Genomic DNA, 22,076 nt, shown 5'->3' on the forward strand with positions numbered 1-22,076 from the left:
AGGAGGATTTACAATGAAATTACTAAAAATAAAACATATAATCCCTATATCTGCGGCTGCAATTACATTCGTATGTAGTCAAAGTACAGCTGAAGCTTCTACCATTCATACAGTAAAGAAGAATGATACACTTTGGGGCATTAGTAAACAATACGGCGTTTCAATACAATCCATTAAACAGGCTAATCATAAAGGAAACGATCAAACTTTCATTGGCGAACAGTTACATATTCCAGGTTCCGTCAACTCAAATGAAATCACTGTTCGCCAAAACGCCAAACCTGCGAACATTTCTGAGCAAATTATTTATCAAGTACAACCGGGAGATTCATTGGAAGCGATAGCAAAGCGTTACAATGTTACCGTTCAATCTATAAAACAAATTAACAATACAGTCGGAAACAAGCTTTATACAGGACAACATATAAAAATAAACTCAAGCATTTCAGAAAAAGAAAAAGACTTAATGGCACGCTTAGTTACTGCTGAAGCAGGTGGCGAATCGTATAAAGGAAAAGTAGCAGTAGCGAAAGTTATACTAAACCGTGTAAACGCAAAAGGTTTTCCAAATACAATAACAGGCGTTATTTATGAACCTATTAAATACGGATATGCATTTACTCCTGTTACAGATGGAAGAATTAATCAACCTGCAAGCGCAGAAGCAAAAATGGCTGTAGAAGAGGCTATCTCCACAAATGGAATACATTCTGATTGGCTTTATTTCTATAATCCGAAAACATCAACAGACAAATGGATTACGACACGTCAAACAGTAGCAGTAATCGGTAACCACGTCTTCGCTAAATAAGATTTAAATGCATTAACAGACCTTTTCACTTAAAAGGTCTGTTTTTTATATATAAGTTTTTATTAATCATATGACATAGTGATCTTTTAAAACTATCCCTTCTTTCAAATAAAAACATTTGTATTTACTCCACCAGTCGAAGAAATGAAAAAGCATCAAGTTCAAAAACTCCCTCTTTATTAATAAAAGCTATTTCTTAACTTCATAAAATTGTTATACACTAGAAAAATAAAAAACAAACTATTCGTTAGCAGGTGAAAAAATATGTATGATGTTACAATTATCGGCGCTGGAGTAAGTAGCATTTTTATGGCTTATTCACTAGCTAAAAGTAACAAAAAGGTTTTAATTCTTGATAAAGGTAAAGCGCTAGAAAATCGCCATTGTCCTTTAGACGAAGGAAAAGCTTGTAATTGTACTACATGTGATAAATATTTCGGATTTGCTGGTTTAGGAAAATCTGAAGGGAAATTTAATTATACAAACGGATTTGGTGGAGAACTTGAGCAAAAAGTTGGGAAAGAGGGTTTTATACAACTTATGGCTGAAGTAGATGAAATTCTATGTCAGTTCGGAGGAAATTCAGTTTCAAAATATTCTACAGAAAATCCAAATCTCAATAAGAGAGCTGAATCGTGTGGTTTACAAATGCTAACAACAGAAGTACGGCATCTTGGTACTACCCTTTCAAGTGACATTTTTCAGCAACTCTATGAATTTTTACTTACGAAAATAAATATACAATTTCATATAGATGTACAACATATTATGAAACAGAAAGATCATTTTACTATAGATACAAATGAAGGAACATTTCAATCTAGACAACTAGTATTTGCAACTGGGCGTTCCGGAGCAGATTGGTTAAAGGAGATGTGCACTTCTCTACATATTTTTCAGGAACAAACTCGTGTAGATTTAGGTATCAGGGTAGAGATGAAAGAACACCAATTACGTTCTATATTAAAAGATACATTTGAGACAAAACTTTCGTATGAGCATAAAGGTTTCACAGCAACTACGTACTGTATGAATCCAAAAGGACGCATTATTAGAAAGTACGAAGAAGGTCTAGTTATGCCTGACGGTCAAAATTTTCGGGAGAAAGGAACTGGTACACCTAACTTAAACTTCACTTTATTTATCCCGCTTTATTTTCCAACTCTCAAAGAAGCAAATCTGTATGCAAGCTCAATTATTAAAGGCATTAACCAAGGACAAGATCGGATTGTTATACAGCGCTTAGAGGACTTATTAAAAAAAGAACCTACAATAGCGAACGATATGAAACATAACCGTATACAACCTACACTACAAGGAGATTATGGAGATTTGCATACAGAAATTCCTCCATTATATATTGAAGGACTTAAAGAATTTTTATTACGCTTAGAACAATTTATCCAAGAACCGATCGATAAAGATACTTTATTATATGGAATTGACGGAAAGTTTTATGCTCCTACGATAAAACTCAATAATCATTTTGAAACAAATATACATGGACTATTTTTAGTTGGGGATTGTTCAGGCGTCACTCATTCATTATCTCAAGCTGCTGCAAGTGGATTGTATGTTGGAAAATATTTATCTGACATCTAATTGCATAATTAAGATACCAATCAAATATTTTAAGTTTCACAACGCTTTATTTATGTAGTAATAGCATAAATCACTATCCTCCCTCCGCTAACGATTATCCCACAAGGAATCGAGATTTCATGAGATACATATGTAATATAAACGTGTATATATAACTATTGACATTCAATTCTAACAAATTGAATGTCAATAGTTTTACAAGCCTCTATTCAGTTCCACCTTCATTTGTTCGATATTTTGTAACATCACCATAGTGTTTAATATGTTAGGATGTCTATAAGTATTTTTTACTACAACTATGACTTTTTCTGCTCTGTTCTAAAAAATAGATTTACGCTTGAAAATTCTCCATTGTACGTATGTGAATACTTTATTTTTTTACCTTTAGAAACCATTAGCTAATTGATTCATTACACTCTAATAGTTATAAAAATATAATATATAACACAAGTTAAATAAATTATATAAAGAAGGAGTAAAAATGAAAAATAAAATCAATTTACAAATGCAAAATATAAGCTTTGTTTTAATAATTGCTTTAGCAGTATGGTTAAAAACATATCTTATTACAAGATTCAGTTTTGATTTAAAAATTGAATCTTCTACACAAGAGCTTATTTTGTTTATTAGCCCTCTCGCTGCTTCATTAGCTTTTGTCGGATTCGCATTATTTGCAACCGGTGAAAAGCGAAATTATATCGCGCTATGTATTAATTTCTTATTAACAATTGTACTTGTTGGGAATGTAATGTTCTATGATTTTTATAGTGATTTCGTTACGTTACCAGTACTTGGACAAACATCAAACTTTGGCCAATTAGGCGGTAGTATTATAGAAATATTGAACTACAAAATTATACTCGCATTCGCAGACATTATTTTCTTCTTTATTTTATTAAAGAAGAAGGCACTAGTCTTCCAAACGGGGCGCGTAACTCATTCGACACGCTTGTTATATTTTCTCTTAACGATTGGTGTATTTTTTGCAAATCTACATCTTGCAGAAAAAGAGCGACCTGAATTACTAACGAGATCTTTCGACCGAGTCATGCTTGTTAAAAATTTAGGACTATACACGCATCAAGTATATGATTTAACACTACAAGTAAAAGCAGGATCACAAAAGGCACTTGCTGATAGTAGTAAATTACAAGAAACAGAAAACTACGTGAAGGCAAACGAAAGTGAGCCGAATCCTAACATGTTTGGTGTAGCGAAAGGAAAAAACGTAATTGTTGTTACTCTTGAATCCTTACAAACCTTTTTAATAGGCGCAACAGTTAACGGACAAGAAGTTACACCATTTTTGAATGAATTCATAAATGAAAGCTATTACTTTGATAACTTTTTCCACCAAACTGGGCAAGGAAAAACATCCGATTCTGAATTTCTAATTGATACGTCGTTATATCCATTAAATCGAGGAGCTGTATTCTTCACACACGGTAACAATGATTATACTGCGACTCCAGAAATTTTACGTCAGCAAGGTTATTTCACTTCTGTATTCCATGCGAATAACGCAACATTTTGGAATCGTAATATCATGTACTCTGCTCTCGGTTATGACCGTTACTATAATGAACTTGATTACAAAATTACGCCCGAAACAAATTTAAATTGGGGATTAAAAGATATCGAATACTTTGATCAATCAGTAGATATATTAAAAACTGTTGATCAACCATTTTATGCTCGTTTCCTTACTTTAACGAACCATTATCCATTTACGTATGATGAAGATACAAAATTCATTGAACCATATAACTCTGGTAATGGCGTATTTGATCGTTATATCGTAACAGCACGTTACTTAGACGAATCAATTAAAAAATTTATTGAGCGTTTAAAAGCCGAGGGAATGTATGATGATTCTATTATTGTATTATACGGTGATCATTATGGCATTTCTGAAAAACATAATCGTGCAATGGCACAGTTTTTAGAAAAAGATCAAATAACAGAATTTGATACTTTAAATTTACAACGTACACCTTTATATATTCATGTCCCTGGACAAACAGAAGGTCAAACGATTTCAAAGCCTACGGGACAAATCGATATGAAACCTACTATTCTCAATTTATTAGGGATTGATACTACGAACGATATTCGTTTTGGTCATGATATGTTTTCAGATGAATATACCGGTTTTGTTGTTTTACGTGATGGTAGCTTCATTACAGACAAATATGCATACAAAAACAACACTTTCTATGACCGCATAACAGGTGAAATTGTAGATTTACCAAAAAAAGAAGCTCAAGCACTCATTAACCGTGCACAAAATGAATTACGAATGTCTGACAAAATTATTGAAGGAGATTTACTACGTTTCTCAGAAAGTAATAAAATTAAAACTGGCGAAGTACAAACTAAAATTAAAGAAACTGAAAAATAATGTGAATATGCAAAGGGAGCAACTCATTACAGTTGCTCCCTTTTACTCTCTTATAACATGTGATGCAATTTCACATAAAAAATCTTAAATATTTTACTTTTATTCTGCACTTGTTTCTAAAATTACATCTGTATAAGTATGATCATCACCCATATGTAAAATTACTTCACATTGACGTAATCTCAATTCAAAGAGCATGATAGAATCATGATAAACTTCAGGATTTGATTTCATTTTATGTAACATCTCTTGTTTTTCTTGTATTTCTAATTGCATATTTTCTACAGCTTGTTTCAAGGAGTTAAATGGATTCCTAAAGAAGATATGAATATCTCGCTCTTGTGTGTTTTCGAATAGCTCAAATTGCAAGAAAAATTTCTTCATAATAGAATCCGTTACCTCAGTATAATCTTCATTTTCTACATACTGTTTGTATTTGTTATATAACATAGTTTTATTTTTAGGAAGAACTCCAAATAATTTACCCGCACTTTTCAGTAAAAATTGTGCTGGCGTAAATCGACGTAAAATATTTACTTCATCCATTTGTATTCTAGTCGTCATTCTGTCAGTATCTCTGCGCCAGTCATCCAGCACTTTAAAGTCACATTCTAACTGTATTCGATTTTCTCCAAATAAAGAATTAAGTCCTTCACTAAGTTCTTCTAAGTACGATTGACTTTGAAGGAGCTCATTATGAGAAGTTGCAATCCAATTTTGCATAGAAAGAGCAAGATGAGGTAATACCGTTTGTTCTAAATATTTATGCACTCTTTCATTCATTGCTTTATTTAGTTGCGTATCCATGTGACCGAAATCGCTTTCTTCACTTATTAAATCAGAACAACTCTGTAATACCTTCGGTATATTTTCAGTAAGATCATTCGTAATTTCCTTTTTCATTGTACGATATGACTCTGTAATGAAATGAATTTTTTCCCTCTCAAATGCAGTAAGGTTATTCATGCTACCGTTTAGTTTCACTAGCATATCTTCATTCCACTTAATCGCATCCACTAGATTGTTTTCTTTCTCAACGCGTTTAGCTAAAAGATATGTAATTGTTTTTCGGATGAAGAACAATAGCTTTTCAGTACGTTCTGCATCAATATTTTTATAATTAAAGTTAAAATGAATAAAATCAGTTAACTCATTCAATTGTTGATTACTCGTATATAACGAAGAATAAGGGAAAATCCTCGCATGCGGGAAATATGTGTTTATTCTCGCTGCCGTATCATGTAATACTCTTTTCACTTCTGCTTCACTATAAATGTTATCGATTTTATTTAATAAGAAATGCACTTGTAAATTTGGTGTATGTTCTTGAATGCTTAATAGAATATCACGCTCTTTATCAGTAAAAGGTGAATCCGCATTCAATACAAACAATAATTCATCCACGGAATTTAGATATTCAAATACCTCATCCCTAGTGTCGTTATTCCTATTAAAGCCAGGTGTAACTACAAATGTAAGTTTATTTTCACTTAAAAATTTGCATGGTAATTTAAATTCAACACATGCTCTATCCCTATACGTTTGATGGTGTTGAGACATCATATTATGATAATCAGAGATATCTTCCGTTGTTGTAATTGCAGCATCTGTTATGGCGTTAATTTCTGTATGAGCATCATTTTTTAAAACTACTACATTTGAAATTGATTTTTCTAATAGATTTTCTCCTAATATAGAGTTGATAAATGTAGTTTTTCCGTTCCCTGAAGTTCCTGTTACTAAAATACGATTTGTTCTTAAATCTGCAAGTTCGTCAACTAACCATCTAAATCGTTGACCTATTTCTATATTGTTCTTTTGTGCCCACTGTGTAATAGATTCAAAAAGATGTAGACTGTACTCTAAACCATTCACATGATTCATAGAATATAACAGTAGCTTTTCCGCATGTTGTATATCGCCTGAATCTATTTTAGATGGAAAAATCTCATCCCATGCCAATACAGCTGCTGATGGAAATACAGCATAAGACGGATTGACTACTTTTAACCAATTTGTTAAAAGACTTGGAATGATATCGTGTAATTGTTTAAGCATATATTGCCCTTGAATTAATGCAAAGTATGTTTCTTCGTAAAGAGAAGAAATTTTGTCCCATATATCGGACGACTCTATTTCAATATGTAAGAAAAATTCATTTATTGTGTTAAGCCACAATAAGTAATTTTGTTCATTTTTATAACTGTTCCAAAGTGATGAAACCATTTGCGTAAATTGTACTTGATCTACATTATTTAATGTAACTAATGCATCATAAAAATAATCTGGTGAAATATGTTTAGTAAATCCTTTATCGATATATCCTTTTAACACCTCAAACCAAGGATAAGATTCTATTCGAATTAACTCATTCACAGCAAGCTCTACTGCACTATCAAAATCTTGTTGTTCCTCATAAAAGGAACGGGCAATTTTTGTGACATTCGGATAATCCGGATTTAAAGAAACCGCTTCTTTAATAACAGCGAAAGCTGCTTCAAAATTATTTTGCTCTATGTAAAGAGAAAGTAATTGTAATCTAATTTCTGTCATCAATATTATATTATCAGTAGCAATGGAAGTATAAACATTTTCAGCAACTGCTAATTGATTCAGTTCGAAATAAGCATCCGCAATATTTTTTTGTGCCCATGGTGCTAATTCATTACTAACCTTCTCCCATTTAAAAATAGCTGCTTCAAAATCTTGATGCTGATAATAAAATTCACCTTGCGCAAAACGAATATAAGATCCATCAGAAATCTCATTTTTTTCTTCGTTTACATAAGCTTCTCCAAGTACGTCAAGAGGTGGTTTTGTTACATTCTCCATTAGGAATGTTTCATAATACATCTTTTTTATTAATTGTTTTTCTATTCTCATCTTTTCCCCCACTATATCTTGAAAATACATTTTTAAGATATGTCAACACTTTATTTATGTATGCTTTTTATCTTAACAAAGAATATCTTTTGGAAAATTTCATTTTCCTTTCATTTTTCAAGTTAGATTGAATTTTTATGAGAAAAGTTTCAGTTTTTTTTCAATTCCCTTTCAGTTATGAAACAGCATTAAATGTTCCTAATAACATAATAACACTATAATATTCCGCATTATATTATCAGGAAAAACCTATATGAATCATATTATAAAAACAATTTATAACGAATATATATGCAAAAACACCTCCCAAAACAAATAACAAAAATCAATATCATATATTTCACAAATTATTTTCCTTTAAAATATTTCAGTAGTTTCGTAATTAAATTCCATTAACCTCTATAAATAACTAGTCCAAAAAAAATCTATATGCATATCATGTTATAGTAAAGAATTCAGGAAATCCTAAAAGGAGGCATTTTCATGTTTGAAGATAAATCTAAAATAAACTACCCATATGAATTTACCGAAACTACAACAATCCCGCTAAAAAACCCTATCAATAAAAATTTCAAAAACGGCTCTGGTACACATAATTTCCCAATTAAGAAGCATTATAAAGAGCAGGTGCTATATACGGAAAAAATTAATAATAATAAAAATAAATAAGCGTATAGGCTCTTATAACAATTAATCAAATAAGAATCTATATTAGACCTTGTATAGTTATAGGTAATATATAAGTTTTTCTTATACAACTCATGTACTTTTAAAAAGTGCTGATATACAGCGCTTTTTTATACATAGATAATAGAAGAACCAAAAAGGTATGGATATTTTCCACACCTTTTTGGTTCTTTACTATTTATAAATAAATTCCACCTTCACTGCTCCTTAGCTAATGCTCCTAGCAGCAAAATTCTACTCGTTGGAGTCATTGAAGAAAGGAGTAGATTTATGATAAATCCCAAAGTTAAAGAAGCACCCAAGAATGATATAAACCATTATTGCTCTATTATATATATTCAAAAATGCACCAAACATTGTTTCAAAGCTACTTAGTTTTCATAAAATATTTTTTGTTTTCGTTGGAACGGATAGGCTTTAATCTCATCTGTATCTAAATTTTCATGAAATAAATGAACAGCTATAATTTGTCTACAATCGTAAGTATGATAATAATATGTTCCGGACTCCATACACATTACGCTTGTATATATGGTATTATCTAATGCCCCTTCTTCTGTTATTACTCCGCCTTTAGGTACCTCGCAATTTGATAAGATATGAAAAAGGGCGGATACTCCCTCTTCTTCACTATCTATACCTTGAATGTTTTGTTTGCCATATGCTGCCCGCACAAACCTCGATGGCGGGGTGAAATCCCCTGGAAGTCCCATTGAGCCTGAGCCCTGGCCAAAAGCACTTAATGGTAAATTACTCCATTCTGTTGGCGCGAATGGCTGCGATTTAAGGCCAATATATTGTCTTAAATTTTGCAAATGCCAATTAAACTCCGGACTATTCGTCATCACTCCTAGTGGGTTATCATACATCTTTAATCCTTCATTTGTCGGCTCCAGTACAATGCAATCTCCCCATTTATCGGCTAAGATCCAATGTAGCGGTGGCGTAAGTCCTAAATCCGGTAATGGTATATCCAAAAAGGTAAGGCTATCTACAGATTTCTTTAACTCTTTGACAGAATTGAATTGTGTAAGACTCCAAGCTACAAAATCAAATGGAGCTAAATTCGTTTTATTTTCATCTATGCTTTGACTATAAGTAGCGAATCCTGGAAAATAGAGTGTTGCACATGTCATACCTGCTTCATTTACTCCGTCCGCCATAATGATCCTTCCTTGATGATTAATTCCCATTCCGACCATAGCATGTTTCGTATTAATGATTTCACCAGTTATATTATTCCACTGGTAATGTCGAGGAATAATTATTACTTCTTGATTCATATCTAATGTGAAGTCCATCGTTCTTGCAAAAAGATGCTGACCGTTTTTTGTCTCTAATGTCAAACTAGTACACATAAAGAACACCCCATTTTATGGTTTTATCTACACTTTACATAAATCCGATAAGTCTGTAAATTAAAAACCTCTTTCCTTACAAACAAATTAAGAACGTACATATAAATTACAAATAGGTTGAGGTTATCTCTAGTTTATATTTGATCTTTTTTAATAACTCATTTTCAGCTTTTAGTAGGTTTCGCTCCGCTTCTAAACGTGCATATTTTTCTTCTAACGTAAGCTCCTTCTCTACTACGCTGATATTTCCAAAACAACTTTTGCACCGTGCAGCTTTTCCGAATTACTTAAGTAAAGGTTTCCACCGTGTTGCTTTGCAAAGCTTTTAGCAATGTATAACCCCATTCCATGATGATCTTTGGAGTTTCTACTTTTATCTCCCCTATAAAACTGCTCTGTAGCTGAATGCATTTCCTCTTCTGTAAACCCTCTTCCCGAGTCCTCTACAATAAATTGCAGTTTTTCACTAATCATTTCCACTGAGAACATCAAGTCACCCTTTGTTGGAGAATATTCAATTGCATTCATCATTATATTCATAATTGCTCTTTTCAAAGCGGTCTCGTCAATAGGAATATAATTTGGTATGTCCTGAACATTTTCAATTAGATTTAACTGTTTGCCTAAAACACAAATTGCACTTTCTTCTATAATATTACCAATAAAGTCGCGGAGATCTGTTCGCTTGAATTGAAGTGAAGCGCCTTCCTCACATTTCGTAATATCGAGTAAAGATTTCATATATATTTCCATCTCATCAATACTTTTCAAAATATGCTCATTACATTTCTTCTGATTTGAATCTAGCATTGATTCATTTAATAGCTCTGCATTCCCTCTCAATATCGTTAATGGCGTTTTAATATCATGTGCCAAAGCAACAATCTGCTCTCTTCTATTTGTTTCCATATTCCACTGTGTACGTAATGAATGATTTAATTCATCTTTCATTTTTACTAAAGAAGTTAATACTTCATTCACTTCTTTTATTTTAGATTGTTCCACTTGAAAATCTAAATCTTCCTTTTGAATTTTATCTGTTACCTTTCTCAAAATCAGCATTTCCTTTGACAATGATTTACCAAAAGAGCGAGATAGAAATATCACTTCGGCAACAAATAATAGAATAAAAAGAACAATTTCACAAACTTCCGGACTCGGTAAATACTTCTGCAAAAAAGGATTTTTAAAAGTAGCATGTAGCGTATATAGAATGACACAAATATCTTTATCACGTTCTATAACTGCATAGTAGTACGTACTGTCACCTTTTTCATCCTTATGTATGTTATTCCATATTTGTCCCGCATAATCTTTATTAATACTCCCTTGAATAACGTTTCCAGAAAAATCATACACAACATATTTATATTGCTTTAGAATTTGATCATCGTCCTGCTCTACTTTAACTATAGCATCTCTTTGCGACTCAATCTGTTTTTCATAATAATTTGCTGGTAAGATTATTTCTGCGTTAACTCCAACTTGGAATAGAATCATAAAAAAAGTCACTAAAGCAATCGTCCCTATTGAAAATGCAAAAATATACTGTATTAAAATCTTACTAAGGTTGACTTGCTTTTTCACTTTCTCCATTTATAACCAATTCCCCATACTGTTTCTATTGGATTCATGCCATACTTAGATAATTTATGACGGATATTTTTAATATGTTCCACAATTACTTGGTTATCACTTTCTCCCTCATAACCAAAAACATTTTCATAAATCTTTTCTCTTGAAAATACTTGTCCATGATTCAAAGCTAAATATTCGCAAATTCCATACTCACTTTTCGTAAATGCGATAGATGTATCGTCATGCCATATTTCTTTACATGACAGATGAAATGTAAGACCTGACAGGAAAAATGCATTTTGCTTTTCTCTATGCTCACGCCTTACATGTGCGGACACCCTCGCACGTAGTTCTCCAATCCCAAAAGGTTTTGTAATATAGTCATCTCCACCGAGACTAAGCCCTGTGATCAGGTCCTTCTCCATTGTTTTGGCCGTTAGAAACACAATTGGACTATCGACCAAATCCCGTATTTCCTTACAAAGTGTAAATCCATCTATTTCTGGCATCATGACATCTAATAGAATTAAATCAAAATGACAAAATTTTTCCTTTGGTATAGTAAGAGGATTACTAACGGCTGTTACCTCATGACCTTCTTTCTCTAAAGCACTTTTTATAATGTAAAGGATGCCGTCTTCATCATCAATTGCTAATATTCTTGCCATATAGAATCCCTCCCCACTCTTCCATTATAATACAATTATACTTACATTTCTTTGCGTCCTTCATAAAAGGAAAACCACATAAGAGAAATAACAAATGCAATGATCGTGAAACAAACACAAATCACTGCTCCAGTTGCTGCTTCTACTGGTAAGACACGAATAGAACTAGGACTTAATTTGTATCCCAAAAAATAATTGCATAATCTCGCGCCCCATGCACATGGAATGTATTTCCAAATCACATCCCCCATCCCTGTAAGCATTAAAGCTACCAGCAAGCTGTCTATAATTCCAATCCCAATGGAAGCACCTTTACTAAAGCGAAAATTTAAGAACAGATGCCATATATACATAAAGATTTGACAACTAAAAAGAATGAAGGAAATTTCAACATACAAAGCAAATGGAATTTCATTTTGTCCTAACAGAAAATGAAAACCTGTAGCAAATCCAAAAACTGCCAACATAGTGGAACAAAACCCACATATTAAAAGTAAACATACTTTACTAATTAACGCTTTACGTCTTCCGTATTCCGTTGATAAAAGTTCTTTAAAATTTCCTGCCAAAGCTTCCTGTTCCACGACAGAAGAACTCACTATGCTAATTAGCAACGGAAAAGATATCGATAATACTTGTATATAGCCTGAAACTTTATTTATAGAATCAAATTTTGAAAAGGAATAATAACTTAAAAAAAGAGCAATACCGATGATTGGCATCGCTACATGTATCCCGAAAAAAATCGTGTGTTTCATTTTTATAAAATCAGCTCTTAATATCCTCGACAAAACCACCATATTATTTTGCCTCCTGCTTTTCAAACCACTTTGCCGTCACATAAGTGAATAACAGGAACAACACAACAGAAATTACTATGCCTGGCAAAATTGCATCGTAGGAAAGTAGTTCTGGTTTAAACGTTACACTTCCGGTTTCTGCATACAAACCATTTGGTAGTATTTTTAAAATAGGGATCATCAGTCTACTTGGATATGTGTATGGACTAATCATCCAAATATTTTTTGTTGCCAATACAACTCCAAAAATTCCATTTGCCCCTACATTCAACAGAAGCGTCGGAAATAGACCTATTTTGTTACCTAAAAACAAGCAGATTGGAATTTGCCACATAAAAGTAACGATTAAAAGAACGCTTCCTAATAGTGCATTTACCGTAGGAATGATTCGGAAATTCTCTTTATTTACTAGTAAACTAGATAACTCGATTTCACAGAAAAACAGTATGCATGAAAAACTCAAAATCCCTAAAATTAGTAATACTTTAGAAATCCATACTCGCTTTAATGAAACTGGTAACGATAAGATGGAACGATTATTCATTTTTTTATCTTTCTCCGCAAGAAGTACACAACTTAAAGAAACCATTCCCGGAAGCATCGTAATGTACCACCAGTTGTAACTAGATAATTGAAAATAATCCGCCGATAATAAAAAGGCAATTAGTATTGTAGCAAATGGAACTAGCCATATAAGTTTATTCAAAAAAGTATGTCTAATTTTAATTTTTTCAGATGCAATATATAGATTCATTTCTTATGCCTCCCTTCTATACTTTCCAGCCACTTGTACAAATAAATCTTCCAAGTCATCATTCTTATTCAATTTCCCCTGATACCCCAATACACCACCTGATATAATCCCAACATGATCTGCAATTTGACTTACTTCGCTTAAAATATGACTCGATAAAATGACCGTAATTCCTTTTCCAGGAAAGGATAGAATGAGTTTTCTTAATTCCTGAATTCCAAAAGGATCCAGTCCATTCATCGGCTCGTCTAATATTAAAAACTTCGGATGGTTCAGCAATGCAATCGCAATTCCCAATCGTTGTTTCATCCCCATAGAAAAATCCTTTGCTTTTTTCTTTTCTGTATTCTCTAGCTCCACAACATGCAATACTTCATCAATCCTTGATTTAGGCAAACCTAAAACAGTCGTACGAACCTGCAGGTTTTCTCTTGCTGTTAAATTTTCATAAAGCGGAGGAGACTCAATTAAAGCACCAATAGAATGTAGATCGTGCCGCGTCCATTTATGACCATCAAAGTAAATCTCACCAGAAGTAGGTGTAAGCATGCCTGTTATCATTTTTAAAGTGGTCGATTTCCCCGCTCCATTAGGACCTAACAATCCATAGATTGAATATTTCGGTACAGAAAGCGAAATGTTTTTTACCACACTTTGCTTTCTAAATGTTTTACAAAGATATTTTGTTTCTAACATAATCTCATTCATCCTAAACTTCCTCCTCGTATATTGTAATTCTAGAATAAACGACAATTATAAGGATTCTATAAGGAAAATGAAAAAACATATGGTCAAAGAAAAAGTTCTTCTCTCACGGAACTTTAATCTTTTCCCCATATGTTTTTCGTATTCTATTTCTAAAACATTTAAAGTTCATACAATTTTTAAATATAACATGTGTGAAACTGTGGATTCACATGATTTTTCGACACTTGCTATTACTGGCGCCTTGTTTGGACTTAAAATTGCGATTACTCCAAATGAAATCGTTGTTACCTAATTTAAAATCGAACTATTTATCGATTTAGTTATATAGAGAAGATGAGAAAACACATAAGTTTTTGTAAATATCGAATAAATTTTGATTAAATTGATACTAATAATGAACTGAAATAAAGAGCACAATTCTTGTTTTAGAATTGTGCTCTTTTGAGGAATAACTTCTCTATATAAATTATGATCAATTCCTTTACTCGGTGCTTAATATCGTCTATTTTTGGTAGATGCTTGTCCATATGGTTCCTCCCATTATAAATTCTTATGAATAGGAACATAAATATAATCAATTTCCCTTTTATATTCACAAATCACATCATCCAAAGTATCAACGCTAGTCTGAAGAGTAACTGATTTTAATTTTTTCTTTTATAAGCATTGTGGTAATTTGTCTAAACTAGTAGTCTATTTATAAAAAATGGGAATCCCCTAATACCAAATGTTCTTATAATGAATTAGTTCACCCTATCTGATCCATTAATAATCAAATAACATTTTAACACTATTTTACTAATATATTCTAAATATTGCCAATTACTCTTATTATTATGATATACTACCTTTAAAAATACACAATTTGAACAGGAGAATGATTAACTTTGATTGAAAATCAATTACTAGACTTTTATAAAAATAAACTAACTAGCTGGAATTTAATATATAAACCTATTTCTTTAAAATATAAAATTTTCAAATCTATTTTCGCCATTATTTCTTTAATTTTTATAGGATTATATCTTTACGCTGTATTTTCGACAAATAATAATAAAACTATTTTATATAACCCTTTTGTACACCTTACTATATATTGTTTAATTGTCTTGACATTTTTTCAACTTTTCAAAAAAACAGTGATGATACCTGCCCAAAATCAGGCTTATAAAAAATATAAGATAGAAGTTAAAAGCCCTTATTGGAATGAATCCATTAGTTTAATAATCAAATCTTTTTTAACTCAAAACAACATATTAACTGGTAAACCAGAAACAGATGAAAAAACATTAGACTTTTTAATAGACATTTTTCATAATCGTATTGATCAACTCGAGAAAAAAGGATGGGCATCCATCCTTTCAACCTATGGTGGATTAGCTTTACTATTTATCATTCCTGCTTGGACAGCCTTCAACCAATGGATGAATAATCCTACTAATAAAACATTGATTACTAGTTCTCAAGCAATAGGCTATTTTTTAGGAATTAGTTCTCTTATACTAATAATTATATTTTTCATTTGGGCGCCTATCCGTCAAGGGGTTTTAGAAGAAATGTTTTCTTCCCAATTAAAGGACACCCGACACCTTACACAGGCTCTAGAAAATATAAAGCTTGCAATACACACTCCAGCATATTATCAAAAAATCGAATCCAAAATTATGCAACCACAGATAATAGATTCAATCATCCAAGAATATATGAATGACAGTCAGGAACAGACAAATATTTCCCCTCTTCCTAACAACATGTTTGTCGCAGATGAAATTGAAAAATTAGCGATTTTAAAAGATAAAAAAATCATTACAGATGCAGAATTTATTAAACAAAAAGAAAAACTTTTAGACTAAATCCAAACAAAAAAGAAGCGATTTATTTCATCGCTTCTTTTTATTAAATCATATTATCCCTACATAACCCTCTTAAACATCTTTTCCAACTCATAAGTAGAATGATGCACAAGAATTGGTCTTCCGTGCGGGCATGTGTATGGGTTTGTTGTTGTACGAAGTTCTTCCAGTAAAGCAAATATTTGATCGTTTGTTAAATATTGATTTGCTTTAATGGAAGCTTTACAGCTCATCATGATGGCTGCTTCTTCACGTAATTTTTTAATATCAACTTTTTTTAGTTTAACGACTTGCTCCATCATTTCATCGATAATTTCTGTTTCTTGTCCTTTCGGGAACCACGTTGGATGCGAGCGAACGATAAAGGATTGATGGCCGAATTGCTCCAAGAATAGACCAACTTTCTTTAGTTCTTCTAGCTGCTCTTCGACACGTAAAAATTCAGTAAGAGATAAGTCAATACGATATGGCACGAGTAGCTCTTGTACTTCTTGCGCTACTCGCCCTACTTTATCACGGAAGTATTCATAATTAATACGTTCCTGCGCGGCATGCTGGTCAATCATATATAAACCTTTATCATTTTGAGCGAAAATGTATGTTCCGTGCATTTGTCCAATTGGATAAAGCGGCGGTAAATCATTACCGTTCATTTCAATCTCTTTTATTTCCTGAACTTCTTCTTCTAATTCCTCTAGTTCAAAATCCTCTTCGTTACTGTCCCACGATTTCTCTTCTCTAATCGGTTCTTCCATTATCGGTTTAGTAGATGGCTGCCAACTTTGTTCTTCTCTTACGAGCGATTGTGGTGGTTGCCATTCTTGCTTTGGCGGTTGCCACAGTTGTGCTGGTTGTTTCACAGCCAGTGGTTCTTCTTGTTTTTCATCCATGCCCGTCGGTAAAATGATATCCGGCATGGATGGTTCTTTCGGCTTCGCATGCTCAAACTGAAACTGTTCTTGCACACTTTCATCTTTTTCTTTTTTCTTCGTTGTTACACCTGCATCTGGAATGAGCTGTATTTTTTTGAATGCTGCTTGCAATGTTTCTTCGATCAACTTTAGTAATTCTTGTTCTTTACTAAAACGAACTTCTAATTTCGCTGGATGTACGTTAACGTCAACAAGCATTGGATCCATTTCAATCGATAAGAAGCCGATTGGATATCGTCCGACTGGCAGTAATGTATGGTATCCTTGTTGAATGGCTTTCATTAATACGAAATTTCGTACGTAACGGCCATTTACAATCGTTGACATATAATTACGAGATGCTCTCGTTACTTCTGGTAATGTTACATAACCTTTAATCGTGAAATCTAAAGATTCAGCTTCAATTGGAACAAGCTTCTTTGCAACTTGAATGCTATAAATTGATGCAAGTACTTGTCTTACATCACCATTTCCTGATGTATGAAGCAATTTCTTTTCATTGTGAAATAGCTTTAATGATACTTCTGGATGTGACATTGCAATACGATACACGATATCTGTAATATTACCAAGCTCTGTATGAATGGTTTTCATATATTTAAGACGCGCTGGTGTATTAAAGAATAAGTTTTGTACTGTAATATCTGTTCCTTTTCGGCTCGCTGTTTTCTCCTGCTTTATAATGTCTCCACCTTTAATAATAAGGTGCGTACCAGGTGCATCACCTGTGCTAGTGATTAATTCTAATTCACTAACTGAGGCAATACTCGGCAATGCCTCGCCGCGGAAACCGAGTGTTCTTATGCGAAACAAATCGTTTTCATCTTTAATTTTGCTCGTCGCATGTCGTTCAAAAGCGACGATACAATCTTCTTCTGCAATGCCATCTCCATTATCAATAATGCGAATTTTCGATAAACCAGCTTCTTCTAAGTGGATTTCAATAGATGTACTATTCGCATCGATAGAATTTTCCACAAGTTCTTTTACGACTGAGGCAGGGCGCTCTACTACTTCCCCTGCCGCAATTAAGTTAGAGAGTTGGTCATCGAGTTTGCGAATTTTCCCCATCTACTTACTCATCCTTTCTTTAACTTTTTCTGTAAACGATACAGTTCATTCATCGCTTCTAAAGGTGTCATATCAAGTAAATCAATTTTTTTAATTTGCGCAAGTACTGCCGTTTCTTTTGCATCTAGAACTGGCTTGTCTTGTTTTTTCGAGGACTGTTCTCCACCAAAGAATGATAGTTGTGATTCTTCTTCATTCTCTACCTTCGTTTCTTCTATTTCTACTGGATCTTCTTTTACAACTACAGGTTCTGGAATTACTTCTTGCTCTTGCGCTTTCACTTCTACACGCTTTGGAATAATAATTTCTTCTTGTCCTTCTAATTGTGCTAACACTTCTTTCGCACGAGCAATTAAGCTATCTGGAAGCTCCGCAAGTTGCGCAACGTGAATTCCGTAACTTTTATCTGCTGCCCCGTCTTGAATTTTGTGAAGGAATACTACTTTTCCGTTCTCTTCAATAGCTGAAACGTGTACATTTTTCAATTGATCTAAACTTTCTTCTAACACCGTCAATTCATGATAATGCGTAGAGAATAACGTTTTTGCACCAATTTGGTCATGAATATGTTCAATGATTGCTTGTGCGAGTGCCATACCATCATACGTAGATGTACCGCGTCCAATTTCATCAAATAAAATTAAACTTCTTTCCGATGCGTTTGCAATTGCATTTTTCGCTTCTAACATTTCGACCATAAATGTACTTTGACCTGAAATTAAATCATCCGCCGCGCCAATTCTCGTAAAGATTTGGTCAAATACAGGTAATACTGCTTCTGTTGCTGGTACGAAACAACCAATTTGCGACATAACCGTTACAAGTGCTAATTGTCTCATATACGTACTTTTACCAGACATGTTCGGTCCTGTAATTAAAAATACATCCATATTCTCTGGCATAATACAATCATTCGGTACATACAATTTCCCGTTCAATACTTTTTCAACGACAGGATGACGACCATCTTTAATAAAGATTTCGCGCTTCGTTGTTAGTACAGGTTTTACAAACTGTTCTTCTTCACTAACTGTTGCAAAACTTTGCAGTACGTCTAATTCACTAATTACTTTCGCTAAATGCTGTAATTTCGGAATAAATACTTTTACTTCTTCACGAAGCGCTGTAAATAAATCGTATTCTAGTTGTACAATTTTTTCTTCAGCTTCTAAGATTAATGTTTCTTTTTCTTTTAGTTCATCTGTAATGAAACGTTCCGCATTAGCAAGCGTTTGTTTACGCTCGTAGCGGCCTTCTGGTAATGCTCCAAGGTTCGCTTTCGTTACTTCAATGTAGTAACCGAAAATACGGTTGTATCCAATTTTCAACGATTTAATTCCTGTAATATCACGCTCTCGTTTTTCAAGCTCAGCAATCCACGTTTTTCCGTTTTTACTCACATAGCGATATTGATCAAGCTTGTCATTATAACCATCTTTAATAATATCTCCATCTTTAATAGAAAGCGGTGGATTTTCTTGAATACTTCTTCCTAGTAATTCTGTTAAGCTCTCACATGGATCTGCACCTTGAATTAATCTCGCTGCATACGCGTTATCTAACAAACTAATCGCTTCTAAAATAGCTGGTACTTGCAGTAAAGATCGTCTTAACTGTAATAAGTCCCTTGCATTGACATTACCGAATGCAACTTTCCCTGCTAAACGTTCTAAATCATATACTTCTTTTAACTTTTCTTTTAAATCTTCACGCAAGAAGTAATCATTTACAAACGTTTCAACCATTTCTAAACGCTCTTCGATTCGTTCTTTCTGTATAAGTGGACGTTCCATCCACTGTTTTAACATACGACCACCCATAGCCGTTTTCGTCTTATCTAATAGCCATAATAATGATCCTGTTTTTTCTTTCGTTCGAAGTGTTTCTGTCAGCTCTAAATTTCGCTTTGAATGCACATCAATTTTCATAAATTGATTCGTATAATAAATTTCCACAGGCTGTAAATGATCTAATGAACGTTTTTGCGTTCTTATTACATAGTTAAATAAGCGTCCAACTGCTTTAATTAACTTTGCTTGTGAAACATTTTTCACAAGATGTTCTAACCCTTCTGGGATTGCCGTTGCATCTTCATATGAAATCGTCATTTTTAACGTTTCCGTTAACTTGTTTAGTTCATCTTTAGAAAAGGAAGAATCTACAACAATTTCTTTCGAACCAGTTGCATACACTTCTAATAAAATATCCTCTACTGAACCAGTCAATAACGTTACTGTATTTTGCCCAGTCGTTAAATCGTTACAAGCTAACGCATATGATCCATCTTCAAAATGTGTTAATGCGGCTAAAAAGTTATTTTCTTTCTCATCAATCGTACGCCCTTCCATCATCGTTCCTGGCGTAATTAATTGTACGACTTCACGGCGCACTACACCTTTAGCTGTTTTTGGGTCTTCTACTTGCTCACAAACCGCTACTTTATATCCTTTTTCAACAAGTTGTTCAATATAGTTTTTAGCCGCATGATACGGTACACCGCACATCGGTATACGTTCACTACTACCACCGTCTCGGCTCGTTAATGTAATTTCAAGTTCGTGGGCTGCTTTAACCGCATCCTCAAAGAACATTTCATAAAAATCACCTAAGCGGAAAAATAAAAAGGCATCTTGATAGTCTGCCTTAACTTTTAAATATTGCTGTATCATAGGCGTATATTGCGTCATACTTATCCTCCATAATTCTTACATAATAATCTATATTCATATATGTCACATTTCACGGACACTCTTATCTCCTATTTCAGGAGTCTTTCTTCATTATAGCACATTTCATTAGCAATCATGTTCATCTAAGCACCACTTATGTAAAGTAAAAAGCTAGGAAGAACTTCTCCCTAGCTTTCTATTACTCTTCTTCTGCATCAACGATAAAGTTCGGATCTAACTCTTCAAACTCATCATCTTCAATTTGGAAAGCATCATCTGATTCTACACAACCTTCAGGGTTTACACTTACACAAATTTTCGTTTCGCCAACTACTTCTGTTACAAATTCACGTTCTACCGTTACAACAATTTTATTACCATTTGGTGATACAAGAGCTTCTAAACAATTTGGTGGCTGAATGACACGAGCAATAATTTCTAAATCATCACCAGAAAAGTTTTTATCACGATATCCAATGCTTACTTCATCTGTGTAGTTTACACGTTCTGTTACAACTTCTGTCTTTGTATTGCCATCGAATGAATACCAAGTGTTCACATCATAGAAACCTTCAATTTCCACATGTTTTCCATTCTTTCTTGCTTCGTACGAGTGGTTAATTACCCAGCACCCTAAAATACTTGTTGGCTCATTATTCGATTCACATGTATGCGTTGACTTTGTATACTTACGTCCTTTTCCAACCACTGCTTTTGTAATAATCTCTCTAAATTCGGACATTCGTAACCCTCCTCAATCACTATTCACTTAATCATATGCGTGACAATAGCGGAATGTGTCATTCTTTTTTTGAGAAGAACTTACGTTTAATCCACTAAAAAAAGAGATGTCAATTCGACATCTCTTTAACAACCACAATTTCCTTTTTTACTTTCTACCGCTGCGCCCGTTTCACCCTTCAATACATCGCCATTAGTTGAAATTAATATTTCATCTGTTACGTTGTTAGAAATCGTACTTGCAACTAGCTGTAGTAAGTCATTTACATATGTTTGTGAAGATTTAAATTCTTGTACAACTGGGATGCTATCTAACTTATCTTGCAGGGCATCAATTTCAGCTTCTACTTTTTTCAAAGCTTCCCATTTCCCGTAATGTTGCAAGTTTACTGCTTGTTTTTGCAGTGCTTTAATTTCATCAATTGCGCGCTTCACATTTTCATTTTTATGAATTTGTGCCTCTGCTTTCTTAAAGAAATCAACTTCTTCTGTTTCAGAAATCATTTTTGCTAATTCTTTCGCTTGCTCAACAATTTCATCTTTCGAATATACTTTCATCT

Annotated in this window: 16 protein-coding genes; 5 read left to right on the forward strand and 11 right to left on the reverse strand. The window is 33.3% G+C overall.

Going from position 1 to position 22,076, the window contains the following annotated elements; all coding sequences use genetic code 11:
• The first annotated feature begins 13 nt into the window (after positions 1–13).
• From NST14_RS18700 to NST14_RS18710, 3 genes are all read left to right on the forward strand, one after another.
• Positions 14–811: a cell wall hydrolase gene (locus NST14_RS18700; protein ID WP_000770997.1), complete on the forward strand. Its 798-nt coding sequence runs from the start codon at positions 14–16 to the stop codon at positions 809–811.
• Positions 812–1,075: 264 nt separating this feature from the next.
• On the forward strand, positions 1,076–2,413 hold the full coding sequence (locus tag NST14_RS18705) for an NAD(P)/FAD-dependent oxidoreductase (RefSeq protein ID WP_000272417.1): 1,338 nt from the start codon (positions 1,076–1,078) through the stop codon (positions 2,411–2,413).
• 481 nt (positions 2,414–2,894) lie between these two features.
• The gene (locus tag NST14_RS18710) at positions 2,895–4,814 is read left to right on the forward strand and encodes an LTA synthase family protein (protein ID WP_000791046.1); all 1,920 of its coding nucleotides are present in this window, start codon (positions 2,895–2,897) and stop codon (positions 4,812–4,814) included.
• A 99-nt stretch (positions 4,815–4,913) separates the two neighbouring features.
• Here the strand turns inward: NST14_RS18710 and NST14_RS18715 are convergent, their stop codons facing one another.
• Positions 4,914–7,727, reverse strand: coding sequence for a dynamin family protein (locus NST14_RS18715; RefSeq protein ID WP_229142884.1), 2,814 nt, complete (start codon positions 7,725–7,727; stop codon positions 4,914–4,916).
• 453 nt (positions 7,728–8,180) lie between these two features.
• Between NST14_RS18715 and NST14_RS18720 the strand changes: the two genes are divergently transcribed.
• Entirely contained in the window at positions 8,181–8,366 is a 186-nt protein-coding gene (locus NST14_RS18720; protein ID WP_000461127.1) for a hypothetical protein, read from the forward strand.
• Between the two features lie 389 nt (positions 8,367–8,755).
• On the opposite strand, the gene NST14_RS18725 is transcribed toward NST14_RS18720, so the two are convergent.
• The 6 genes from NST14_RS18725 to NST14_RS18750 form a co-directional block, all read right to left on the reverse strand.
• Positions 8,756–9,742 (reverse strand): choloylglycine hydrolase family protein, encoded by a 987-nt coding sequence (locus NST14_RS18725; protein WP_229142885.1) that lies wholly within the window; start codon positions 9,740–9,742, stop codon positions 8,756–8,758.
• Positions 9,743–9,976: 234 nt separating this feature from the next.
• The gene (locus NST14_RS18730; RefSeq protein ID WP_000416687.1) at positions 9,977–11,338 is read right to left on the reverse strand and encodes a sensor histidine kinase; all 1,362 of its coding nucleotides are present in this window, start codon (positions 11,336–11,338) and stop codon (positions 9,977–9,979) included.
• On the reverse strand, positions 11,326–11,988 hold the full coding sequence (locus NST14_RS18735; protein WP_000101079.1) for a response regulator transcription factor: 663 nt from the start codon (positions 11,986–11,988) through the stop codon (positions 11,326–11,328). Before NST14_RS18735 ends, NST14_RS18730 begins: the two co-directional genes overlap by 13 nt.
• 41 nt (positions 11,989–12,029) lie before the next feature.
• Positions 12,030–12,788, reverse strand: a complete 759-nt coding sequence (locus NST14_RS18740; RefSeq protein ID WP_000261156.1) for a lantibiotic immunity ABC transporter MutG family permease subunit — start codon at positions 12,786–12,788, stop codon at positions 12,030–12,032.
• A 1-nt stretch (position 12,789) separates the two neighbouring features.
• Positions 12,790–13,542, reverse strand: coding sequence for a lantibiotic immunity ABC transporter MutE/EpiE family permease subunit (locus NST14_RS18745; RefSeq protein ID WP_088297421.1), 753 nt, complete (start codon positions 13,540–13,542; stop codon positions 12,790–12,792).
• Between the two features lie 3 nt (positions 13,543–13,545).
• Positions 13,546–14,250 (reverse strand): lantibiotic protection ABC transporter ATP-binding protein, encoded by a 705-nt coding sequence (locus NST14_RS18750; protein ID WP_001002806.1) that lies wholly within the window; start codon positions 14,248–14,250, stop codon positions 13,546–13,548.
• 887 nt (positions 14,251–15,137) lie between these two features.
• On the opposite strand from NST14_RS18750, the gene NST14_RS18755 reads away from it, so the two are divergent.
• Positions 15,138–16,103 (forward strand): SHOCT domain-containing protein, encoded by a 966-nt coding sequence (locus NST14_RS18755; RefSeq protein ID WP_000572124.1) that lies wholly within the window; start codon positions 15,138–15,140, stop codon positions 16,101–16,103.
• 59 nt (positions 16,104–16,162) lie between these two features.
• Here the strand turns inward: NST14_RS18755 and mutL are convergent, their stop codons facing one another.
• The 4 genes from mutL to NST14_RS18775 all read right to left on the reverse strand — a co-directional run bounded on the left by mutL (position 16,163) and on the right by NST14_RS18775 (position 22,074).
• Positions 16,163–18,106, reverse strand: a complete 1,944-nt coding sequence (gene mutL, locus NST14_RS18760; protein ID WP_000516458.1) for a DNA mismatch repair endonuclease MutL — start codon at positions 18,104–18,106, stop codon at positions 16,163–16,165.
• Between the two features lie 8 nt (positions 18,107–18,114).
• Positions 18,115–20,793, reverse strand: a complete 2,679-nt coding sequence (gene mutS / locus NST14_RS18765; protein WP_000196015.1) for a DNA mismatch repair protein MutS — start codon at positions 20,791–20,793, stop codon at positions 18,115–18,117.
• A 181-nt stretch (positions 20,794–20,974) separates the two neighbouring features.
• Positions 20,975–21,517 (reverse strand): outer spore coat protein CotE, encoded by a 543-nt coding sequence (cotE, locus tag NST14_RS18770; protein ID WP_001288798.1) that lies wholly within the window; start codon positions 21,515–21,517, stop codon positions 20,975–20,977.
• Between the two features lie 125 nt (positions 21,518–21,642).
• On the reverse strand, positions 21,643–22,074 hold the full coding sequence (locus NST14_RS18775; protein WP_000870462.1) for a RicAFT regulatory complex protein RicA family protein: 432 nt from the start codon (positions 22,072–22,074) through the stop codon (positions 21,643–21,645).
• Between the last annotated feature and the right edge of the window lie 2 nt (positions 22,075–22,076).

This window comes from Bacillus sp. FSL W8-0519 (assembly GCF_038005585.1).
In the GTDB taxonomy this organism is placed as follows: domain Bacteria; phylum Bacillota; class Bacilli; order Bacillales; family Bacillaceae_G; genus Bacillus_A; species Bacillus_A paranthracis.